Here is a 16,774-nt window from a genome sequence, read left to right on the forward strand (position 1 = left end):
AGGCCAGCGCATTGCTTGAAGGATAAAGATGGGGGCGGCGGCCCGAAACTGGGCGGGGCGGCACGGGGCGTCTCGATACGCACCCCTTGGCCCGGTGCAATATATTGCATACAGTTGCGTTTGCCCGTGCCAGACCCAGAGACAGGACCGCCCATGGCCATCAGCGACTTCGAACGCCACCCGCTCACCTTCGGCCCCAGCCCGCTCCACCCGCTGCCGCGGCTGAGCAAGCACCTGGGCGGTGCGCAGGTCTGGGCCAAGCGCGAGGACGTGAACTCCGGGCTGGCCTTCGGCGGGAACAAGACCCGCAAGCTCGAATACTTCGTTCCCGAGATCCTCGCCTCGGGCGCGGACACCCTGGTCTCCATCGGCGGATACCAGTCCAACCACACCCGGCAGGTCGCCGCGCTGGCCGCGAAGCTGGGGCTGAAGGCCCGCCTGGTGCAGGAAAACTGGGTGGACTGGCCGGACCCGCTGAGCGACCGGGTGGGCAACATCCTGCTTTCCCGCCTGATGGGTGCCGACGTGCGGCTGGATGCCGCCGGGTTCGACATCGGCTTCCGGGATTCCTGGCAGGATGCCATCGCCGAGGTTGAGGCCGCCGGCGGCAGACCCTACGCCATCCCCGCCGGGGGCTCGGACCACCGGCTCGGCGGCCTTGGCTTCGCCAACTGGGCCTGCGAGGTGGAGCAGCAGGAGAAGGAACTGGGCGTCTTCTTCGACACGATCGTGGTGTGCACCGTCACCGGCTCCACCCATGCGGGCATGATCGCCGGCTTCGCCGCGCTCGAGGACGCCGGCGGCCGCCCGCGCCGGGTGATCGGGATCGATGCCTCGGCCACGCTGGAGAAGACCCGCGAGCAGGTGGGCCGGATCGCCTGCAATACCGCCAAGCTCATCGGCCTGGAGCGGGAGCTGCGCGAGGACGAGGTCACCGTGCTGGAGGGCTGGGCCGGCGATCGGTACGGTATCCCGGTGGACTCCACCCTCGAGGCCCTCCGGCTCGGCGCCTCGCTGGAGGCGATGATCACGGACCCGGTCTATGAGGGCAAGTCCCTGGCCGGCCTGATCGAGCTGGTCTCCAGCCGGGAGATCCCGGCGGACAGCAACGTGCTGTTCGCCCACCTGGGCGGCCAGCTGGCGCTGAACGCCTACAGCGGCGTGTTCCGCTGAGGGGACAGGCAGCGGCACACACGGCCGGGTCCCTGCAGGATGACGACGGCGGTGCCCGCCCTTCCCGGGGGCGGACACCACCGTCTATTGCCGGCCGGCTACCGGGCTTCTTCGGCCCGGGCCGCGGCCGCCCGCCGGGCCGATCCGAAGCCCGAGAAATCCGCCGGCCCGGGCGGTCCCCAGATGGTCAGCACCTTCAGCGCCCCGCCGCCGGTATTGCGCAGGTCGTGTGCGGTGCCGGGGCGGGCGAGCACCGAGTCTCCCACCCCGATCTCGAAGGTCTCGCCGTCGATCTCCATCCGGCCGGTGCCCTCGAGGACCACGTAGATTTCCTCCAGGGCGCCGTCGGGCCCGGCGTGCGAGTGCATCCCTTCGAATCCGCCGGGCGGCAGTTCCCAGGTCTGCACGGCCACCGGCAGTTCGGACTGCCCGTAGAAATGCCACTGCATCCGGATCGGCGGACCGCCGTGCAGCCCGTATGAAAAACCGTGGGCACCGGCCCGTTCCAGCATTAGTCTCTCCTCACCAACGGGTTCCGGGAGCAGGAGCATCCGCCGGGTAGCGGCCGGCGGACATCAATGTGCCGCAGACGCGGGCTGCCCCTGGAACGCCGGCACGACATGCTCGATGAAGAGCTCGAGGGAGCGCTTCTTCTCCTCATGGGTCAAGCTGTTGTCGGACCAGAGGCTGAACTCGCTGACGCCGAGTGCTTCGTAGTGGCGCAGGCGCTCGATGATTTCCTCAGGCGTTCCGATCATCGCCGTCTTGTGGAGCGACTCCGGCGTGAACTCGGGCCGCTCGGCAAACTTCTCGGCGGGGCTGGGCTCGAGGAAGCCGTTCTTCGGCGTGGTCTTGTTGCCAAACCAGGCATCAAACGTCCGGTAGAACTTTTGGATGCCCTCGGCCGGGCGGCGCCATCCCTCGGGCTCGTCGGCGGGGTGGACGTGCGTGTGCCGGAGCACCATGAGGTCCGGGCGGTCGATGCCGGGGTTGTTCGCGACAGCCGTGTCGAATTTGCGCGCGAGGTCCTCGACCTCCTCGTCGCCCTTCATCAGCGGCGTCACCATCACGTTGCAGCCGTTGGCGACCGCGAACTCATGCGAGGAAATGTCGCGGGCGGCGATCCACATGGGCGGCGTCGGCTTCTGCAGGGGCTTCGGGACGCTCGTCGACGTCGGGAACTGCCAGACCTCGCCGTCGTGCGCATAGTCGCCTTCCCAGAGCGCGCGCACGGCCGGCACCATTTCGCGCAGGTGCTTGCCGCCGTCGACCGCGGACATGCCGCCCATGAGGCGGTCGAACTCGAACTGGTAGGCGCCCCGTGCCAGTCCCACTTCCATCCGGCCGTTGCTGATGACGTCCAGCAGCGCTGTCTCGCCGGCCACGCGGATCGGGTTCCAGAAGGGCGCGATAATCGTTCCGGCCCCCAAGCGGATGGTCGACGTGCGGGCTGCGAGGTAGGCGAGCTGGGGCATGGGACTGGGCGAGATGGTGTACTCCATCGAGTGGTGCTCGCCAATCCAGACGGTGCTGAAGCCTCCTGCCTCGGCGATGAGCGCGAGTTCCGTCAGGTTTTCGAAGCATTCGCGATGTGAGACGCTCTCGTCCCAGCGCTCCATGTGGACGAAGAGGGAAAAGCGCATTGGTGACTCCTTTATTCTGCGGCGGTTTGGATCGACGGGCCGCGGGTAAGTTCGGTTGCCTGCGCGGCGGTGCGCTCGGCGATGGTCTGGTCCGCCTTGGACCAGTGCGTGGCGGGCACTTCCCGGATGATCACGGTGGTGTTCTCCGGCAGCGCCCCCACCGATTCCTCGGCGGCCCGGTGCAGCGCCGAGACCAGGGCCCGCAGCTGCTGGGGTGTGCGACCTTCGGCGATCGAGACGTCGATCAGCGGCATCTTCTTTTCCTATCCGCGCATGACGAAGGGGTCCGCCACCGGGCCTTCGTCGGTGTTGATCCACACGCTCTTCAGCCGGGTGTACTCGTGCATCGACTCCAGCCCGTGCTCGATGCCCACGCCGCTGTTCTTGAAGCCCTGCCGCGGGGACATCGGGGACATCGCCCGGTAGGTGTTCACCCACACGGTCCCGGCCTCGAGCCGGCGCGCCATCCGGTGCGCCCGGGCCAGGTTCTGCGTCCAGACACCGGCGGCCAGGCCGTAGCTGGTGTCGTTGGCCAGGCGCAGCACTTCCTCCTCGGTCTCGAACGGCATCACGGCAGCGACCGGACCGAAGATTTCCTCGCGCACCACGCGCATGGAATTGTCGACGCCGGTGAGCACCGTGGGTGCGTAGAAGTAGCCGGGCAGGTCGATGTCCGGCCGGCCGCCGCCGGTGAGCACCGTGGCGCCCTCGGAGACGCCGAGCTCGACGTAGGATCCGACCTTCTCCTGCTGGGCGGCGAAGGCCAGCGGGCCGAGCTCGGTGGTGTCCTGGCGCGGGTCGCCGATGACGATGCTCTTCGCCCGGGCCGCCACCTTCTCCAGCAGCTCGTCGTAGACGGCGCGGTGGGCGAACACCCGGCTGCCGGCGATGCAGGTCTGACCGGCGGCGGCGAAGATCCCGGCCACCACGCCCATGGCGGCGTTGGAGACGTCCGCGTCCTCGAAGACGATGTTCGGGCTCTTGCCGCCCAGCTCCAGCGTGCAGCCGATAAAGCGCGAGGCGGCGGAGGCGGCGATCGCCGAGCCGGTGGCGGTGGAGCCGGTGAAGGAGATCTTCGCGAGGTCCCGGTGGTCCACCAGCGCCGCGCCGGCCTCGGCGCCGAAGCCGGTGACCACGTTGACCACCCCGTCCGGGAAGCCCGCCTCGGCGGCGAGCTCGGCCAGCCGCAGGACGGTGCGCGAGGTGTATTCGGAGGGCTTGATCACCAGCGTGTTGCCGGCGGCCAGGGCCGGAGCCAGCTTGGAGGTGGTCAGGGTCAGCGGCGAATTCCACGGGGTGATCGCCCCGACCACGCCCAGCGGTTCGCGCTGGGTGTAGTTCAGGATTGCGGGGTTCATGGTGGGGATCTGGCTGCCCTGAACCTTGTCGGCCAGGCCGGCGTAGTAGTAGAGGTATTCCGGCAGGGTGGCCAGCTGGCCGCGCATCTCGCGCAGCAGCTTGCCGTTGTCCTCGGTCTCGGCCCGGGCCAGCTCCTCGGCGTGCTCGCCGACCAGGTCGCCGAGCTTGCGGAGCAGGTGCCCGCGCCGGGTGGCGCTCAGGTCCCGCCAGCGCGGATCCTCGAAGGCGGTGCGCGCCGCTTTCACCGCGGCGTCGACGTCGGGCTGGGTCCCGCGGGCGGCGGCGTAGAGGACCTCCAGGGTCGCCGGATTGGTGCTCTCGAAATAGGCGCCTTCGGCCGGAGGCACCCAGGCCCCGCCGATGAAGTGCTCGTAGTGGTCAGTCATGGCAGTTTTGGCTCGCTTCGTCGATGAATTCGGTAATGATGGCCGCCAGTTCCGCCGGCCGCTCCACCGGGAGCATGTGGCGGGTGTCCGGGACGACGGCGGTGCGCGCGCCGGGAACCGCGGCGCCCAGGCGCCGGGTCATCTCCGGCGTCGAGCCCGGGTCCAGCTCCCCGGTCACCGCCAGCGACGGGACGCCGATGGCGCCCAGCTCCGGCCCGATCTCGGCGTCGCCGGTGGCGAACACACGGTAGGCGTGCAGGTAGGACGGCACATTGTTGGCCAGCAGCACGGACCGGGTGCGGGCCACCTCCCCGTCCGGGACGGTGCTGCCGGCCGGATACCAGCGGGTGATCGAGGCCTCGACGCTGGCGGGGAAGTCTTCCGACGCCGCGGCCAGGCGGGCAGCGACGGCGGCGGCCTCGGCCGGGGTGCGCCGGCAGACCGAGCTGACGCTGGTCAGGCTGGCCACCAGCTCCGGACGGTACCGGGCCAGGTGCTGGGCAATCAGGGCCCCGAGGGAGAACCCGACCAGGTGGACGCGCCCGGGCAGCCGGGCGGCGACGTCGTCGGCCAGCTCCGCCAGCGCCGCCGGCGCGGTCAGCGGCGGCCGCGCCCCGTGCCCGGGCAGGTCCAGCGCGGCCACGGGCCGGCCGAGGCTGTCCTGCCCCGCGGCACGGAACGCGTCCCACATGGTGTGGTCGAGTCCGACGCCGTGGAGCAGGACGACGGGCAGCTTGGCGGTTGCTGCCACGGTTACTGCTCGGTGGACAGGGAGGCCAGGCGCTGCTGCGGCCGGCCCTGGGCTGCCGCAGCCAGGGCGATGACGATCTCCCCCGGGTGCGGGGCATCGGCCAGGCGCACCTCGATGCTCTGGTGGTGGGAACGGATCGTGGCGTCCGTCTTGTGCTTGAGCGGGATGTCGAAGACGGTCCCGGCGGCGGCGCGCTTCTCCACCGCCGGCAGCAGCGTGGTCGCCTCGGCGGCGATCCGGAAGTGGTCGCCGAACTTCAGCGTGTGGATCAGGGCCGAGCCGTGCTCTACCTCGCCGTCCAGGCCCACGATGGCGGCCTTGCCGTAGGCCTCGACCGGGGCGCCGAGCGCCTCCACCACGCGGGGGGCCAGCAGCTTGCCCAGATCGGAGGCGGTGGCGTCGATGCCGGGGGCGAGGTCCTCGACGAAGCCCTGGCCGTGCCAGGGGTTCTCGATGACCGCGGCGACGACGGCGACCCGCGCGGCGGGATCGACGGCGCGGCCGCCCTCGGTCAGGGTATCTTCCACCAGGGTGATGATTTTGCGGACGTTCATGCGGTTGCTCCTGCGAGGATTTTGGCGGTAACGGGACGGTCGGTAGTGCGGTCGCCGATCCGGGCATGCGGCCTCGGGCCGGTCGAGGCCGCGGCGATGACCACGATTTCGTGCGGCAGCGGCCCGTCGGCCACGCGCGCGGTGGCGGTCTGGTAGTGGCTGCGGGTGGCGGCCTGCGTCTTGTGCCAGAGCGGGACGACCAGCGGCTGCCCGGCCTCGGCCCGGTCGTCGGCGAAGCAGATGATCGAGGTGCCGTCGAGGAATTCGCGGACCAGGTTGCCGAAGTACGGGGTGTGGATCAGGGCCCCGGCGTGCTCGATCTCGCCGGCGGTGCCGACGATGGCGGCCTTGCCGAAGGCCTCGATCGCCTCCGCCCCGCCGAGCCCGGCCAGCAGCCGGCCGGTGAGCTCCCGGGCAATCTGCGGGGCGATGAGCTTGGCTTGTTCGGACAGATCGGTGTCCGGGCCGGTGCCCAGCCAGGGATTGGCGACGACGGCGGCCGCGGTGGCCTTCAGGGCCGGCACGGCGGGAGCGGTGCCGTTCTCCAGCAGGACCTCTTCCTGCAGGTAGACGATCTTGCGGATGCCGGCGGCGCGTGCTTCGGGTGAGGGGTTGGAACTAAACAAAATGCGGCATCACTTTCTCGGAGAACAGCTCCGGGTTGGCCAGGTCCCCGGGGGCGCCGAGGCCATGGACGATCGAAAAAAGCATGGTTGTCCTTTCAGGCCTGTTGCTTCCGGACAAATCAGCCGGCGGCAAGTCAGTTGGTGGATCCGCCGTAGCGCGGACGGTTGTCACTGAGGGCTTCCTTGGACGATGCATAGACGTGGTTGCGCATGGCGGACTCGGCGCCGAAGGGATCCTTGTTCTGGATCATCGTCAGCACGGCCCGGTGCTCGCCGGTCGAGGCCAGGATGCGGCCCGGATGCTCCACGGTCCGCACCACGAGCCGGTGGTAGGCCAGCTGGTTCATCAGCCGCTCGTAGTGCTCGGCCAGCTTGCGGTTGTCGGCGCCGCGGATGATGGTCCAGTGGAACTCGTGGACCAGCCGGGCGTAGCCGTCGGCGTCCTGGTCCTCGGCCGCGCGCTCGGACTCAGCCACGTTGCGCTCCAGGATTTCCAGTTCGGGGACGTAGCCGCGGCGGGCCAGCAGGGATGCCGCCAGGCCCTCGAAGCTTTCCTTGAGCTGGAACAGCTCCACGATTTCGCGCCGCGTGGGTTCCCGCACGAAGGTGCCGACCTTGGGCCGGATCTCGACCAGCCCCTCGTGCTGCAGCTGCTTCAGCGCCTCCCGGATGGGGGTGCGGCTGACCTCGAACTCCTGGGCCAGGAAGACCTCCGACAACGGAGCACCCGGAGGAAAGTCCCCGCCGAGGACCAGTTTCCTGACCCGGTCCAGCAGGGCGGTTTCCTCGACCGTCTTCCCGGCAGCTTTCTCGGTAGTCCTGCCGGGAACGGTGTTCATCGTCTCTTGCATACAACAGAGCTTATGTTGCATGCATCACTCAGGTCAAGAGGCTCCGCACAATTGCCTGAACGGCGCGGAACTTGCTGAATAGATCGGGTTTTTCCCCAAAGTATTGACCTCTCCTTGTGATACGTCTTACAGTCTCTACCATGCAACAAACCATAGACTCGTTCATTACCACTGTCTGGGCAGCCGCTTGGGACCGCGGAGAGGTCCAGTCCCTGGACTCCCTGGTCACCGAGGACTACGTGCGCATCAGCAAGGCAAGCGGCAAGCAAGCCGGCCTGGCTGACCTGAAAGAGGAAATCCTGGCCGTACGCGAGGGCTTCCCCGACCTGACCACCACCATCGACAACGTCGTACTCGACGGCGATACCGCGGCGATCTTCTGGACTTCGCGGGGCACCCACACCCGCCCCTTCCACGGGGTCCCGCCAACCAACCGGCCGGTGGAGACCAGGGGCTCGAACATTCTCGTGCTGCGGGAGGGCAGGATCGCCCGGGAGACCGTCACCTGGGACGGCAGCGAACTGCTTTGCTCCCTGGGCATCAGGTCCCTGGGCGATGCGGCCGTCCCCGCGCCGGAGGAAGTCGTCGTCGACACCTTGTCCGGCGAACCCGACCCGGAAATCATGAAGGGGTTCAACCGCCAGTTCGTCACCGGCGTCACCGTCGTGACGACGCAGGAAAACGGCGCACCGAAGGGCCTGGCGGTCAACGCCTACTCCTCCGTCTCGCTCGAACCGCCGCTGGTCATGGTCTGCGTGCAGAAGACGTCCTCGACCTACCCGGCGCTGTTCGCCTCAACCCACCTGGGCATCAACATCCTGAGCAACCAGCAGAAGGGGACCGTTTCCACCTTCGCCTCGAAATCCGCAGACAAGTTCGCGGAGATCGCCTGGCATCAGGGTCCGAACGGCAGCCCGCTGATCGACGGCTCGTCCGCGGCCCTCGAGGCCGAGATCCGCGAGCGCTTCCAGGCCAAGACCCACACGATCTTCATCTGCCGTGTCCGGCACGCTGAGGTCAGTGACACCGAGCCCATGGTCTACAAGGCCGGACGGTTCTACGACAGCGAAAAGCTGTCCCCGCTCTAAAGCGCCGGCACGGCCGGCACCTCGCACAGGAACCCGGCCGCACCGGCCAATCTGCCCTCAAGCAGCGCACCGAGGTGCGCTTCCCAGATTAGGACAACAATGAGCTTTGACACCATGAGTGCCGCCTCCGAAGACAGCATCGCCGAAGACCGCGGTTACCGCAACAGCCTGACCAAGATCGAGCCCTACGGCATCGAGCACATCCCCGACGTCGAACGCCACGGCCGGCCGCGTTCCCAGTTCTTCCTCTGGTTCGCCGCCGGCATGAACTTCCCCATCGTGGTCCTGGGCTTCAGCGCCGCCTACTTCGGCCTCCCCTTCTGGGCCGCGGTGCTGGCCATCCTGCTCGCCGGGGTGACCTCCGCGGCCGGCATGGGATACCTGTCCGCCATGGGCGTCCGGCTGGGCATCCCCCAGCAGATGCAGGGCCGCGGACCGCTGGGCTTCATCGGCAACCTCTTCCCGGTGGCCTACGTGAACGTCTTCGCCGGCGTGGGCTGGGCCGCCGTGACCGTCATCCTCGGCGGCCAGGCCATCGCGCTGCTGACCGATGTGCCGTTCTGGCTCTCGGCGCTGATCCTCATGGGCATCCAGCTCGGCGTGGCCGTCATCGGGTACAACCTGATCCACTTCCTCCAGCGCATCCTCTCCTTCGTCCTGGTGGTCGGCTTCGTCTTCATCACGATCGTCGCGGCAGCCAACGGACGCGTCGTCAACACCGCGAACACGGCGGCCGAAGGCTTCAACGGCGTCGGCGGCTGGATCATCTTCTTTGGCTGGTTCTTCTCCTTCATCGTCGCCTGGATGCCCTTCGCCTCGGACTACTCCCGTTACCTGCCCAACACCCCCGGCAACCGGCGGGGCGCCGGCTGGGCGACAATGCTCGGGAACTTCATCACCCTGGCCTGGATGGGCATTCTCGGCACGGTCCTCGGGTCGGTGACCACCGCGAGCGACAGCATCGGCGCCCTCAAGGACGTCATGGGCCCGTGGGCACCCATCGGCCTGGGCATCGTGGCGCTGTCCTCCTTCACGCAGAACTTCCTGAACGTGTACGGCGGCGCGATCTCCATCCAGACCATGGGCCTGCCGGTCAAGCGCCACACCGGTGTCATCTTCATCTGCGTCGCCTCCTACCTGGTGGCACTGTGGGGCCAGGGCGGCTTCAACGAGGGCTTCACCGCCTTCCTCAACCTGACCGCCTACTGCATCGCCCCGTACGTTGCGGTCCTCGTGTGCGACTACCTGTTCGGCGGCCGGCGCACCGACCGGGGCCTGCGCGAGGTCTTCGACAAGAGCCGGAAGTTCGAGTGGGGCTTCGTGGCCTGGGCCGTGGGCGTCGCAGCTTCCTCCCCCTTCTGGATGTCGTCGATCTACACCGGCCCCATCGCCGCCGCCTTCCCGCAGGTCGGCGACCTCTCCTACTACGTCGGAGCGGCCATTGCGGTCGGCGTCTACTTCGCCACCCGCCGGCTGCCCCGGCTGGCCCGGGGAAAGGCCGTGGCCGCACCGGCAGGCCAGGAGACGGTGTGACCGCCCCGGTGCGCCGGCTCGTCGTGATCGACATGCAGCGGGCATTCGAAGAGGCCGGCCAGTGGCAGGTCCCCCGCTACGCCCAGATCGTCCCGGTGATCGAGCGGCTGGCCGCCGCCGCCAGCGAGCCGCCGGTCTTCACCCGGTTCGTCCGGGACGAGGCCGAAACCGGGTCCTGGGACGCCTACTACCGCCGCTGGCACGAGATGCGGTTCCCCGCCGGCTCCGACCACTGGGACATCACCATGGATGTCCCGGCGGAGGCACCCGTGATCGACAAGCCCACCTTCGGCAAGTGGGGACCGGAACTGGCCGCCCTGGTCCCCGAGGGCGGCGAGCTGCTCCTCGCCGGGGTCGCCACCGACTGCTGCGTGCTGGCCACGGCGCTCGCCGCCGTCGACGCCGGCCGGTTCGTCACGGTCGTCTCCGACGCCTGCGCCGCCGTCAGCGACGAGGCCCAAACCCAGACCCTGTCCCTGCTCGGCCTGCTGGCACCGATGTGCCAGATCCTCACCAGCCAGGAACTCGCCGCCCGCCAGGCAGCCTAAAAGCCCACCCCCATCCTGTCCCCACCCCCCACCCCCACACCCCCACACCCCCACACCCCCACACCCCCACAAAACTTGGGCGGGATAGATGCTGTTATCACACCGGATAAGAGCATCTATCCCGCCCAAGTTGCGAGTGGGGGCATGACCGGATGTGCGTATGCCGATAATCTGACTACACGCAATTTTCCGACAGAAAGTGCAGGGAGAGCCATGTCCGCCCCCGTCCTGACGCGCCGGCAGACCGACGCGGCCTGGATCGTCGTCGTGCTCGCCGGCATCACGGCGGCCATGCACATCTGGAAACTGCCCGCCGCCATCCCGCAGATCCAGGCCGAACTGGGCATGTCCCTGGTCCAGGCCGGGGTGCTGCTGGGGCTGGTGCAGGTGGCCGGCATGGCCGGCGGGCTGGCCGTCTCGCTGTTCGCCGAGACCATCGGGGCGCGCCGCTGCCTGCTGGCCGGGCTCTGGCTGCTCGTCGCCGGCTCCGTGGCCGGTGGGTTCGCCCCGGACGCCGGGGTGCTCATGGCCTGCCGGGCGCTGGAGGGCGCCGGCTTCCTGCTCACCACGGTGGTGGCGCCGGGACTGATCCGGGCCAACACCCCGCTGCGCCGGGTCAACACGGCCGTGGGCTTCTGGAGCGCCTACCAGGGCTGTGCCACGTTCGCCGGGCTGGTGGCCAGCGCCCTGGTCCTGCAGGTGGCCGGCTGGCAGGTCTGGTGGTGGCTCATGGCGGCCCTCACGCTGGTGCCGATCCCGCTGGTGCTGAAGTTCGTGCCGGCCGATCCGCCCCGGGACGGGGCCGGCCTGCCCGCGGCCGCCCGGCGCATCGGGGTCGCCGTCCGCTCCGCCAAGCCGTGGATCGCCGGCGTCGTCTTCGGCTGCTATACCGTCCAGTGGATGGCGGTGGTCGGCTTCCTGCCCACCGTCTACGAACACAACGGTGTGGCCGGAATCTGGCCCGGCATCCTCAGCGCCGTCGTCGGCGGGCTGAACGCCGTCGGCGCCGTCGGCACCGCCCCGCTGCTGCAGCGCGGGGTGCCCGCGCGCCGGCTGCTGATCCCGGCCTTCGTGCTGATGGGCACGACGTCGCTGCTCACCTTCGCGGTGGACTGGACGCAACTGCCCGGCGGCAGCGCGGCGCAGTTCGCCTGCGTCGCCGCCTTCTCCCTAATCGGCGCCGTCATTCCGGCCACGCTGACCCGGATGGCAGTGGACCTGGCCCCGCCCGGCGGCTCCGCCCCGGCCGCAATGGGCCTGATGCAGCAGATCTTCAACGTCGGCAACTTCACCGGGCCGGCGCTGGTGGCCTGGCTGGCCACCACCACCGGCGGCTGGCAGTCCACCTGGTGGATGACCTGCACCTTTGCCGTACTCGGCATCGGGCTGAGCCTGTACCTGAGCGAGAAGCGGCTGGGCCTGAGCTTCGGGCACCGGTAGCCGGGCGGCGGCGCGCGGACGGCGGATCCGGAGGCACCATTAACCATGGACAAGCGCATCCGGGACCTGCTGGTCCGGGCCGAAGAGGAGATGATCTTCGTCGGCCCGGACCATCCCTCGTATGAGTTGCTGGCCGGGCTGGTGGCCTCCGTGCGGGATGCCTGGCAGGAGGGCTATGACCATGCCCGCCGCGGCGGCCCGGATGTGAACCCGTACCGCGGTTAGCCGGCCCGTACCGGTGCCGATGGCGCCGGCACGGGCCGGCTGCCCTTGACCTGTGCCGCCCGATGGCATGTGATGGCCTTCGGGGTGCCGCCACAACCGGAAGGGACGCGGCAGATGGAATTCCAGGAAGTCATGGAGGCCTTCGGCCGGGCGGTCGACGCCGCCGGTGTCATCGCCATCGTTGTCGGCGCGGCCGCCGCCTCGCTGCTGGCGGTCACAGGCACGCTCCGTGGGCCGAAGAACCAGGTGTATGAAACCTACCGCCGGCGGCTGGGCCGCTCGATCCTGCTGGGACTGGAACTGCTGGTGGCGGCCGACATCATCCGCACCGTCGCGGTCACTCCCACCTTCGAATCCGTGATTGTGCTGGCCATCATCGTGCTGATCCGGACCTTCCTCAGTTTCTCCCTCGAACTGGAAATCACCGGGCGCTGGCCCTGGCAGAAACAGCCGCGCCCGGACGCCGCACCTGCCCCGGCGCCGCCGGATGCGGGCTGATCCGCTGTGCCAAGGAGCAGCCGTGACCCGGCCTGAGGACGAGCAGCAAGGCCCGGTTCACCGGTCCGCCAACCACCCCTGTCCTGCAGCTCCTGGACTGCCAACTCAACCAGGACCTGGTCCGCGGACTCACCGAGCAGACTGCGCAGCACCTCTCCCCGGCCACCGGACTGATCACCGCGCTGCGGCTCGGCTTCGCGGCCGGACTCCGCGCGACGAACGGGAAACAACAGGCCCGGGATGCGGTGCGCTCCACGGCCGATGTCGCACTGAAGCCGTGCCGGGAAAGCACCGACGGCACGGGCTGGACCGCCGCCGAGCAGCAGCCGCTGCGGGACTAACCGGCGGTGGGGGCAGCCGCGGCCGTTGGGACAGCCAACGACCCGGAACTTGCGAAACACCCGCTCCCGGCTGGCGTGGGCCGCGACAACTGTAGTGGAGCCGCTTTGCCCGGATTTCGTCCATTTCAGTTATCACAAGCCCGCGAATCGATTCTGCGGTTTTTCGGGCGGGTTTCACACGCTTAGTCGCAACCTGAAGCTGCGCCCTTCCGGACGATTTACCGGATCGGGAACAGCCGCCCATCCTAAAGGGTAGGCAGAACCGTCAAAAAACAGTGTTACCCCTATCCCCCTGCTTCGAGATTATGGATATCAACCGGCAAGCATCCTTTGGGCCGCTACCGGCCGAGGACCGACTCGAAAGGGGAAAACCGTGAATCCGACAGCAAATGCGACGCTGACCGCGCATAGCACCGCAGATGACATTGCCCGCAATCTGTCCCTCGTCAACGAGGAGATCGCAGGCACCGCGGCCAAAATCGACGAGCAGCAGGTGGCCGACGTTGCACGCCACCTCAACCAGCCCGGCCGGGTGTTCGTCGCTGGTGCCGGCCGCAGCGGCCTGGTGTTGAGGATGGCCGCGATGAGGCTGATGCACCTGGGCATGACCGTCCACGTCGCCGGTGACACCACCACTCCCGCGATTAGTTCCGGCGACTTGCTCCTGGTGGCCTCCGGATCGGGAACGACCTCGGGAGTAGTCAAGGCAGCGGAAACAGCGGCAAAGGCCGGAGCGCGTATCGCCGCGTTCACCACCAACCCGGATTCGCCGCTCGGTGGACTCGCCGACGCGGTGGTGACCATTCCCGCCGCCCAGAAGACAGACCATGGCTCCAGCGTCTCCCGCCAGTACGCCGGGTCCCTGTTCGAACAGGTGCTTTTCCTCGCCACCGAGGCCATCTTCCAGTCGCTGTGGGACAACGACCCGCAGCCGGCGGAGGAGTTGTGGCTGCGCCACGCCAACCTCGAATAACCACTTTCCCATCCACCGCAGTTCCCAAGAGAAATCCCTACAGAAAGAAGAAACATCATGAAACTCCAGGTAGCCATGGACCTCCTCACGGTTGAAGACGCCCTCGAACTGGCCGGCAAGGTCGCCGAGTACGTCGACATCCTCGAACTCGGCACCCCGCTGATCAAGGCCGCCGGGCTCTCCGCCGTCACCGCCATCAAGGAAGCCCACCCGGACAAGATCGTTTTCGCCGACATGAAGACCATGGACGCCGGAGAACTCGAAGCCGACATCGCTTTCAAGGCCGGCGCCGACCTGATCACCGTGCTCGGCACCGCCGACGACTCCACCATTGCCGGCGCCGTCAAGGCCGCCAAGGCCCACAACAAGGGCATCGTCGTCGACCTCATCGGGGTGGAAGACAAGGTCACCCGTGCCAAGGAAGCCCGCGCGCTGGGTGCGAAGTTCGTCGAGATGCACGCCGGCCTGGACGAGCAGGCCAAGCCCGGCTTCGACCTGAACGGGCTGCTGCGCGCCGGTGCAGAAGCCCGGGTTCCGTTCTCCGTGGCAGGCGGCGTGAAGGTCGCCACCATCGCCGACGTGCAGAAGGCCGGCGCCGACGTCGCCGTGGCCGGCGGTGCCATCTACAGCGCAGCCGACCCGGCGCTGGCCGCCAAGGAGCTCCGCGACGCCATCGTCTAGGCCTCCGATTGCCGGAAGTGGCGTCCTGCAGCCTTCAAGGCCGCGGGGCGCCACTTCCGGGGTCCAGCCCCTGCAACTTCGGCGAGCCGGCACTCGTGGATTTTCCTGCTTGGGCCTGGAGGAATAACACATGCATCAACAAGTACCGGGACCGTCCAGGGAAAACCGCAAGACCCTCGACCAGCGGCTGGTCCGGCAGTGGGCTTCCCTCCAGCCGGGGGACTGCGTTGAAGTCTGGTCCCTCGATTCGTTCCTCTACGCCGCCTATGTGGATGACCGTTCCGACGACGACCGACTGATATGGGTCATCGAGAACGGCATAGGCTGCCGTCATCTTTTCGTTCGCGACGATCCCGTCACGCTGTATTCGATGTAAGGCACGGCATGTCCCATTGGTAAGCACGCCCCCTTGATGTGGGGGCGGAAAACGCGGACTTCCCGCCCTCTTCTCGGCCACAATGCCAATATGCGCCGCCTTTGCTCTCTCCTTCGCATAAGATGCCGATGCGGGATTCCGCTGACCAGGCACAAATCGGCGTTAATTCGATTCATGAGGACGGCCAGCAGGATTCGACGGCTCACTATTCCGGCGGCCGATCTGGCCCACGGCTCTTCTGACGCCGGACGGTGCGTCCGGTTGTCCTGAACGCCGCCCTCCGGCCATGGCCGGCTCCGCGTACCGGGCCTGGTCAACCGGCCCGGTGCCGGCGATCTTGGCCACGGCCCAGGCCGTCCATGCCGTGGAACTGGACGAACGCCTCTCCCCGGGCAAGCGGGACGCCACCAAGGTCCGGGCGTTTTCGAATATCATTCCCGGCGTGTTCTCCGGTCCCCGGCCCCGGGCGCGACGCTATGCGCGGCACCGGGTGCGGGGCGCCCTGTCCCTCGGACAGCATCGCATCCGGGCAGCGGGTCACCCGGTGTTCGCGGGTGCTGACCAGGTCCATGATCTCCGCGCCAGCGCCCCGGCAACATGGTGGACGGCAAGGGTTTTCTCCATATCGGTGAGCAGGTAGGTCGGCACGCCGGCCGGACCGCGGACAAAACGGCGCTGTGCCGGTCGACCGGCGGGCTGTCGCCGACGTCGGCGCGGATCCGGCCCCGGAGGCCTCGATCCATTCCCCGGTCTTCGGCAGCCATGCGTCCAAAGCTAACCATGCGGGCAGGAAACCTGACCGTCGGCGGGAAAATACCTGCCGTGGGCAGTTTGTCATGGCCACGGACAGGTCTCTTAATAACCTGTCCGTTCGGTGGGGCTGGCTCGGCCGGTCCTCCTTCGATGCCCCGGCAGAAGGTCGCCAGGAAGCCATCTGTACCTCACTGGAGAGCTGCCTCGAAAGGCCCGCAGTGGTCATCAATGCAGACAAATGCGGCCATGTATCGGCGTCCACACCCATGCCAGGACCCATACCTCCGCGCTCGTCGACGCTGCCACCGGTGCCTGCACGGCAACCGAATCGTTCCCCGGCACGGCGGCTGCCAGCGGACGGGCCATCGTCTGGGTGAAGCGGAATACGAACGGAAACGTGCTCGCCGCGGTGGCGGGACCTCCTCCTACGGCGCGGTGACGAAGTCAGTCGCTGCCGGGCTCCCACCGTAGAACTGCTGACTCTGATCACCACACCACAAGGATCGTCAGCCAAACCGGCGATCCGGGCGCCATTAAGTGATTCTTCGGCAAAGCCCCGCTGGGTATCTCGACTCGATTCTTTGGGTCCGTAGTGGATCCCGTGGAGAAATCCGTGATGACCACCGATGCACAGTGCAAGTGACGCAATCCACACTGAGAGGGAAGCGTTGTAGATCCTGAATCTGAAACTGTCGGAGGCTTTTATGAATACCGCAACCCTAGATAACCGTGAATTTCATTCAGCCCTGAATTGTTTCGCTACTGGCGTTGCCGCGCTGGCCTAATCCCCGGGAAAGGAAGCTGTTCACCATGCCGACTCAGACAACCGAGCATTTGGAAGTCCTCGTTAACGACCCTACCCGGCTTTACGAATTGCTTGACGATGCAGAGACCGCGCTCCGGCGGGTAGCCATGACCCAACGGTCTGCTGGCATCCTGGTCACCCGCCATAATCCTGGCCGGTACACGCTTGCG

The 16,774-nt window shown here is 67.9% G+C and carries 19 protein-coding genes; 11 read left to right on the plus strand and 8 right to left on the minus strand.

The window, feature by feature from the left end:
• Positions 1–153 precede the first annotated feature (153 nt).
• A complete protein-coding gene (locus LVY72_RS18460) occupies positions 154–1,173 on the plus strand; it encodes a 1-aminocyclopropane-1-carboxylate deaminase (RefSeq protein ID WP_237824493.1) in 1,020 nt (339 codons plus the stop codon).
• 98 nt (positions 1,174–1,271) lie between these two features.
• Here LVY72_RS18460 and LVY72_RS18465 read toward each other — a convergent pair whose 3' ends face one another.
• From LVY72_RS18465 to LVY72_RS18500, 8 genes are all read right to left on the minus strand, one after another.
• Positions 1,272–1,685: a cupin domain-containing protein gene (locus LVY72_RS18465; protein ID WP_237824495.1), complete on the minus strand. Its 414-nt coding sequence runs from the start codon at positions 1,683–1,685 to the stop codon at positions 1,272–1,274.
• A 63-nt stretch (positions 1,686–1,748) separates the two neighbouring features.
• On the minus strand, positions 1,749–2,816 hold the full coding sequence (locus LVY72_RS18470) for an LLM class flavin-dependent oxidoreductase (RefSeq protein ID WP_237824503.1): 1,068 nt from the start codon (positions 2,814–2,816) through the stop codon (positions 1,749–1,751).
• Positions 2,817–2,827: 11 nt separating this feature from the next.
• Positions 2,828–3,070 (minus strand): tautomerase family protein, encoded by a 243-nt coding sequence (locus tag LVY72_RS18475; protein ID WP_237824505.1) that lies wholly within the window; start codon positions 3,068–3,070, stop codon positions 2,828–2,830.
• Positions 3,071–3,079: 9 nt separating this feature from the next.
• Complete coding sequence (locus LVY72_RS18480; RefSeq protein ID WP_237824506.1) at positions 3,080–4,561, minus strand: aldehyde dehydrogenase; 1,482 nt, start codon at positions 4,559–4,561, stop codon at positions 3,080–3,082.
• Entirely contained in the window at positions 4,554–5,312 is a 759-nt protein-coding gene (locus LVY72_RS18485) for an alpha/beta fold hydrolase (RefSeq protein WP_237824514.1), read from the minus strand. Before LVY72_RS18485 ends, LVY72_RS18480 begins: the two co-directional genes overlap by 8 nt.
• A 2-nt stretch (positions 5,313–5,314) precedes the next feature.
• On the minus strand, positions 5,315–5,866 hold the full coding sequence (locus LVY72_RS18490) for an amino acid synthesis family protein (protein WP_237824516.1): 552 nt from the start codon (positions 5,864–5,866) through the stop codon (positions 5,315–5,317).
• The gene (locus tag LVY72_RS18495) at positions 5,863–6,492 is read right to left on the minus strand and encodes an amino acid synthesis family protein (RefSeq protein ID WP_237824518.1); all 630 of its coding nucleotides are present in this window, start codon (positions 6,490–6,492) and stop codon (positions 5,863–5,865) included. The genes LVY72_RS18490 and LVY72_RS18495 overlap by 4 nt, the downstream gene beginning before the upstream one ends.
• Positions 6,493–6,626: 134 nt before the next feature.
• Positions 6,627–7,343, minus strand: a complete 717-nt coding sequence (locus LVY72_RS18500) for a GntR family transcriptional regulator (protein WP_237824520.1) — start codon at positions 7,341–7,343, stop codon at positions 6,627–6,629.
• Between the two features lie 140 nt (positions 7,344–7,483).
• Between LVY72_RS18500 and LVY72_RS18505 the strand changes: the two genes are divergently transcribed.
• The 10 genes from LVY72_RS18505 (at position 7,484) to LVY72_RS18550 (ending at position 15,686) form a co-directional block, all read left to right on the plus strand.
• Positions 7,484–8,431 (plus strand): flavin reductase, encoded by a 948-nt coding sequence (locus tag LVY72_RS18505; protein WP_237824528.1) that lies wholly within the window; start codon positions 7,484–7,486, stop codon positions 8,429–8,431.
• 99 nt (positions 8,432–8,530) lie between these two features.
• On the plus strand, positions 8,531–9,964 hold the full coding sequence (locus LVY72_RS18510; protein ID WP_237824537.1) for a purine-cytosine permease family protein: 1,434 nt from the start codon (positions 8,531–8,533) through the stop codon (positions 9,962–9,964).
• Positions 9,961–10,512, plus strand: coding sequence for a cysteine hydrolase family protein (locus LVY72_RS18515; RefSeq protein WP_237824539.1), 552 nt, complete (start codon positions 9,961–9,963; stop codon positions 10,510–10,512). Before LVY72_RS18510 ends, LVY72_RS18515 begins: the two co-directional genes overlap by 4 nt.
• A 213-nt stretch (positions 10,513–10,725) precedes the next feature.
• Positions 10,726–11,952, plus strand: coding sequence for an MFS transporter (locus tag LVY72_RS18520; protein WP_237824541.1), 1,227 nt, complete (start codon positions 10,726–10,728; stop codon positions 11,950–11,952).
• Between the two features lie 45 nt (positions 11,953–11,997).
• Entirely contained in the window at positions 11,998–12,177 is a 180-nt protein-coding gene (locus tag LVY72_RS18525; RefSeq protein ID WP_237824543.1) for a hypothetical protein, read from the plus strand.
• A gap of 114 nt (positions 12,178–12,291) precedes the next feature.
• Entirely contained in the window at positions 12,292–12,675 is a 384-nt protein-coding gene (locus tag LVY72_RS18530) for a DUF1622 domain-containing protein (protein ID WP_237824546.1), read from the plus strand.
• 714 nt (positions 12,676–13,389) lie between these two features.
• Positions 13,390–13,989 carry a 6-phospho-3-hexuloisomerase gene (gene hxlB / locus LVY72_RS18535; protein WP_237824547.1) on the plus strand — a complete coding sequence of 200 codons (600 nt, stop codon included), beginning with the start codon at positions 13,390–13,392 and terminating at the stop codon, positions 13,987–13,989.
• Between the two features lie 57 nt (positions 13,990–14,046).
• A complete protein-coding gene (gene hxlA, locus LVY72_RS18540; protein ID WP_237824557.1) occupies positions 14,047–14,670 on the plus strand; it encodes a 3-hexulose-6-phosphate synthase in 624 nt (207 codons plus the stop codon).
• 130 nt (positions 14,671–14,800) lie between these two features.
• Entirely contained in the window at positions 14,801–15,046 is a 246-nt protein-coding gene (locus LVY72_RS18545; protein ID WP_237824565.1) for a hypothetical protein, read from the plus strand.
• A 286-nt stretch (positions 15,047–15,332) separates the two neighbouring features.
• Positions 15,333–15,686 (plus strand): hypothetical protein, encoded by a 354-nt coding sequence (locus tag LVY72_RS18550; protein WP_237824572.1) that lies wholly within the window; start codon positions 15,333–15,335, stop codon positions 15,684–15,686.
• Positions 15,687–16,774 lie beyond the last annotated feature (1,088 nt).

It is taken from the genome of Arthrobacter hankyongi (assembly GCF_022012395.1).
Taxonomy (GTDB): Bacteria; Actinomycetota; Actinomycetes; order Actinomycetales; family Micrococcaceae; genus Crystallibacter; species Crystallibacter hankyongi.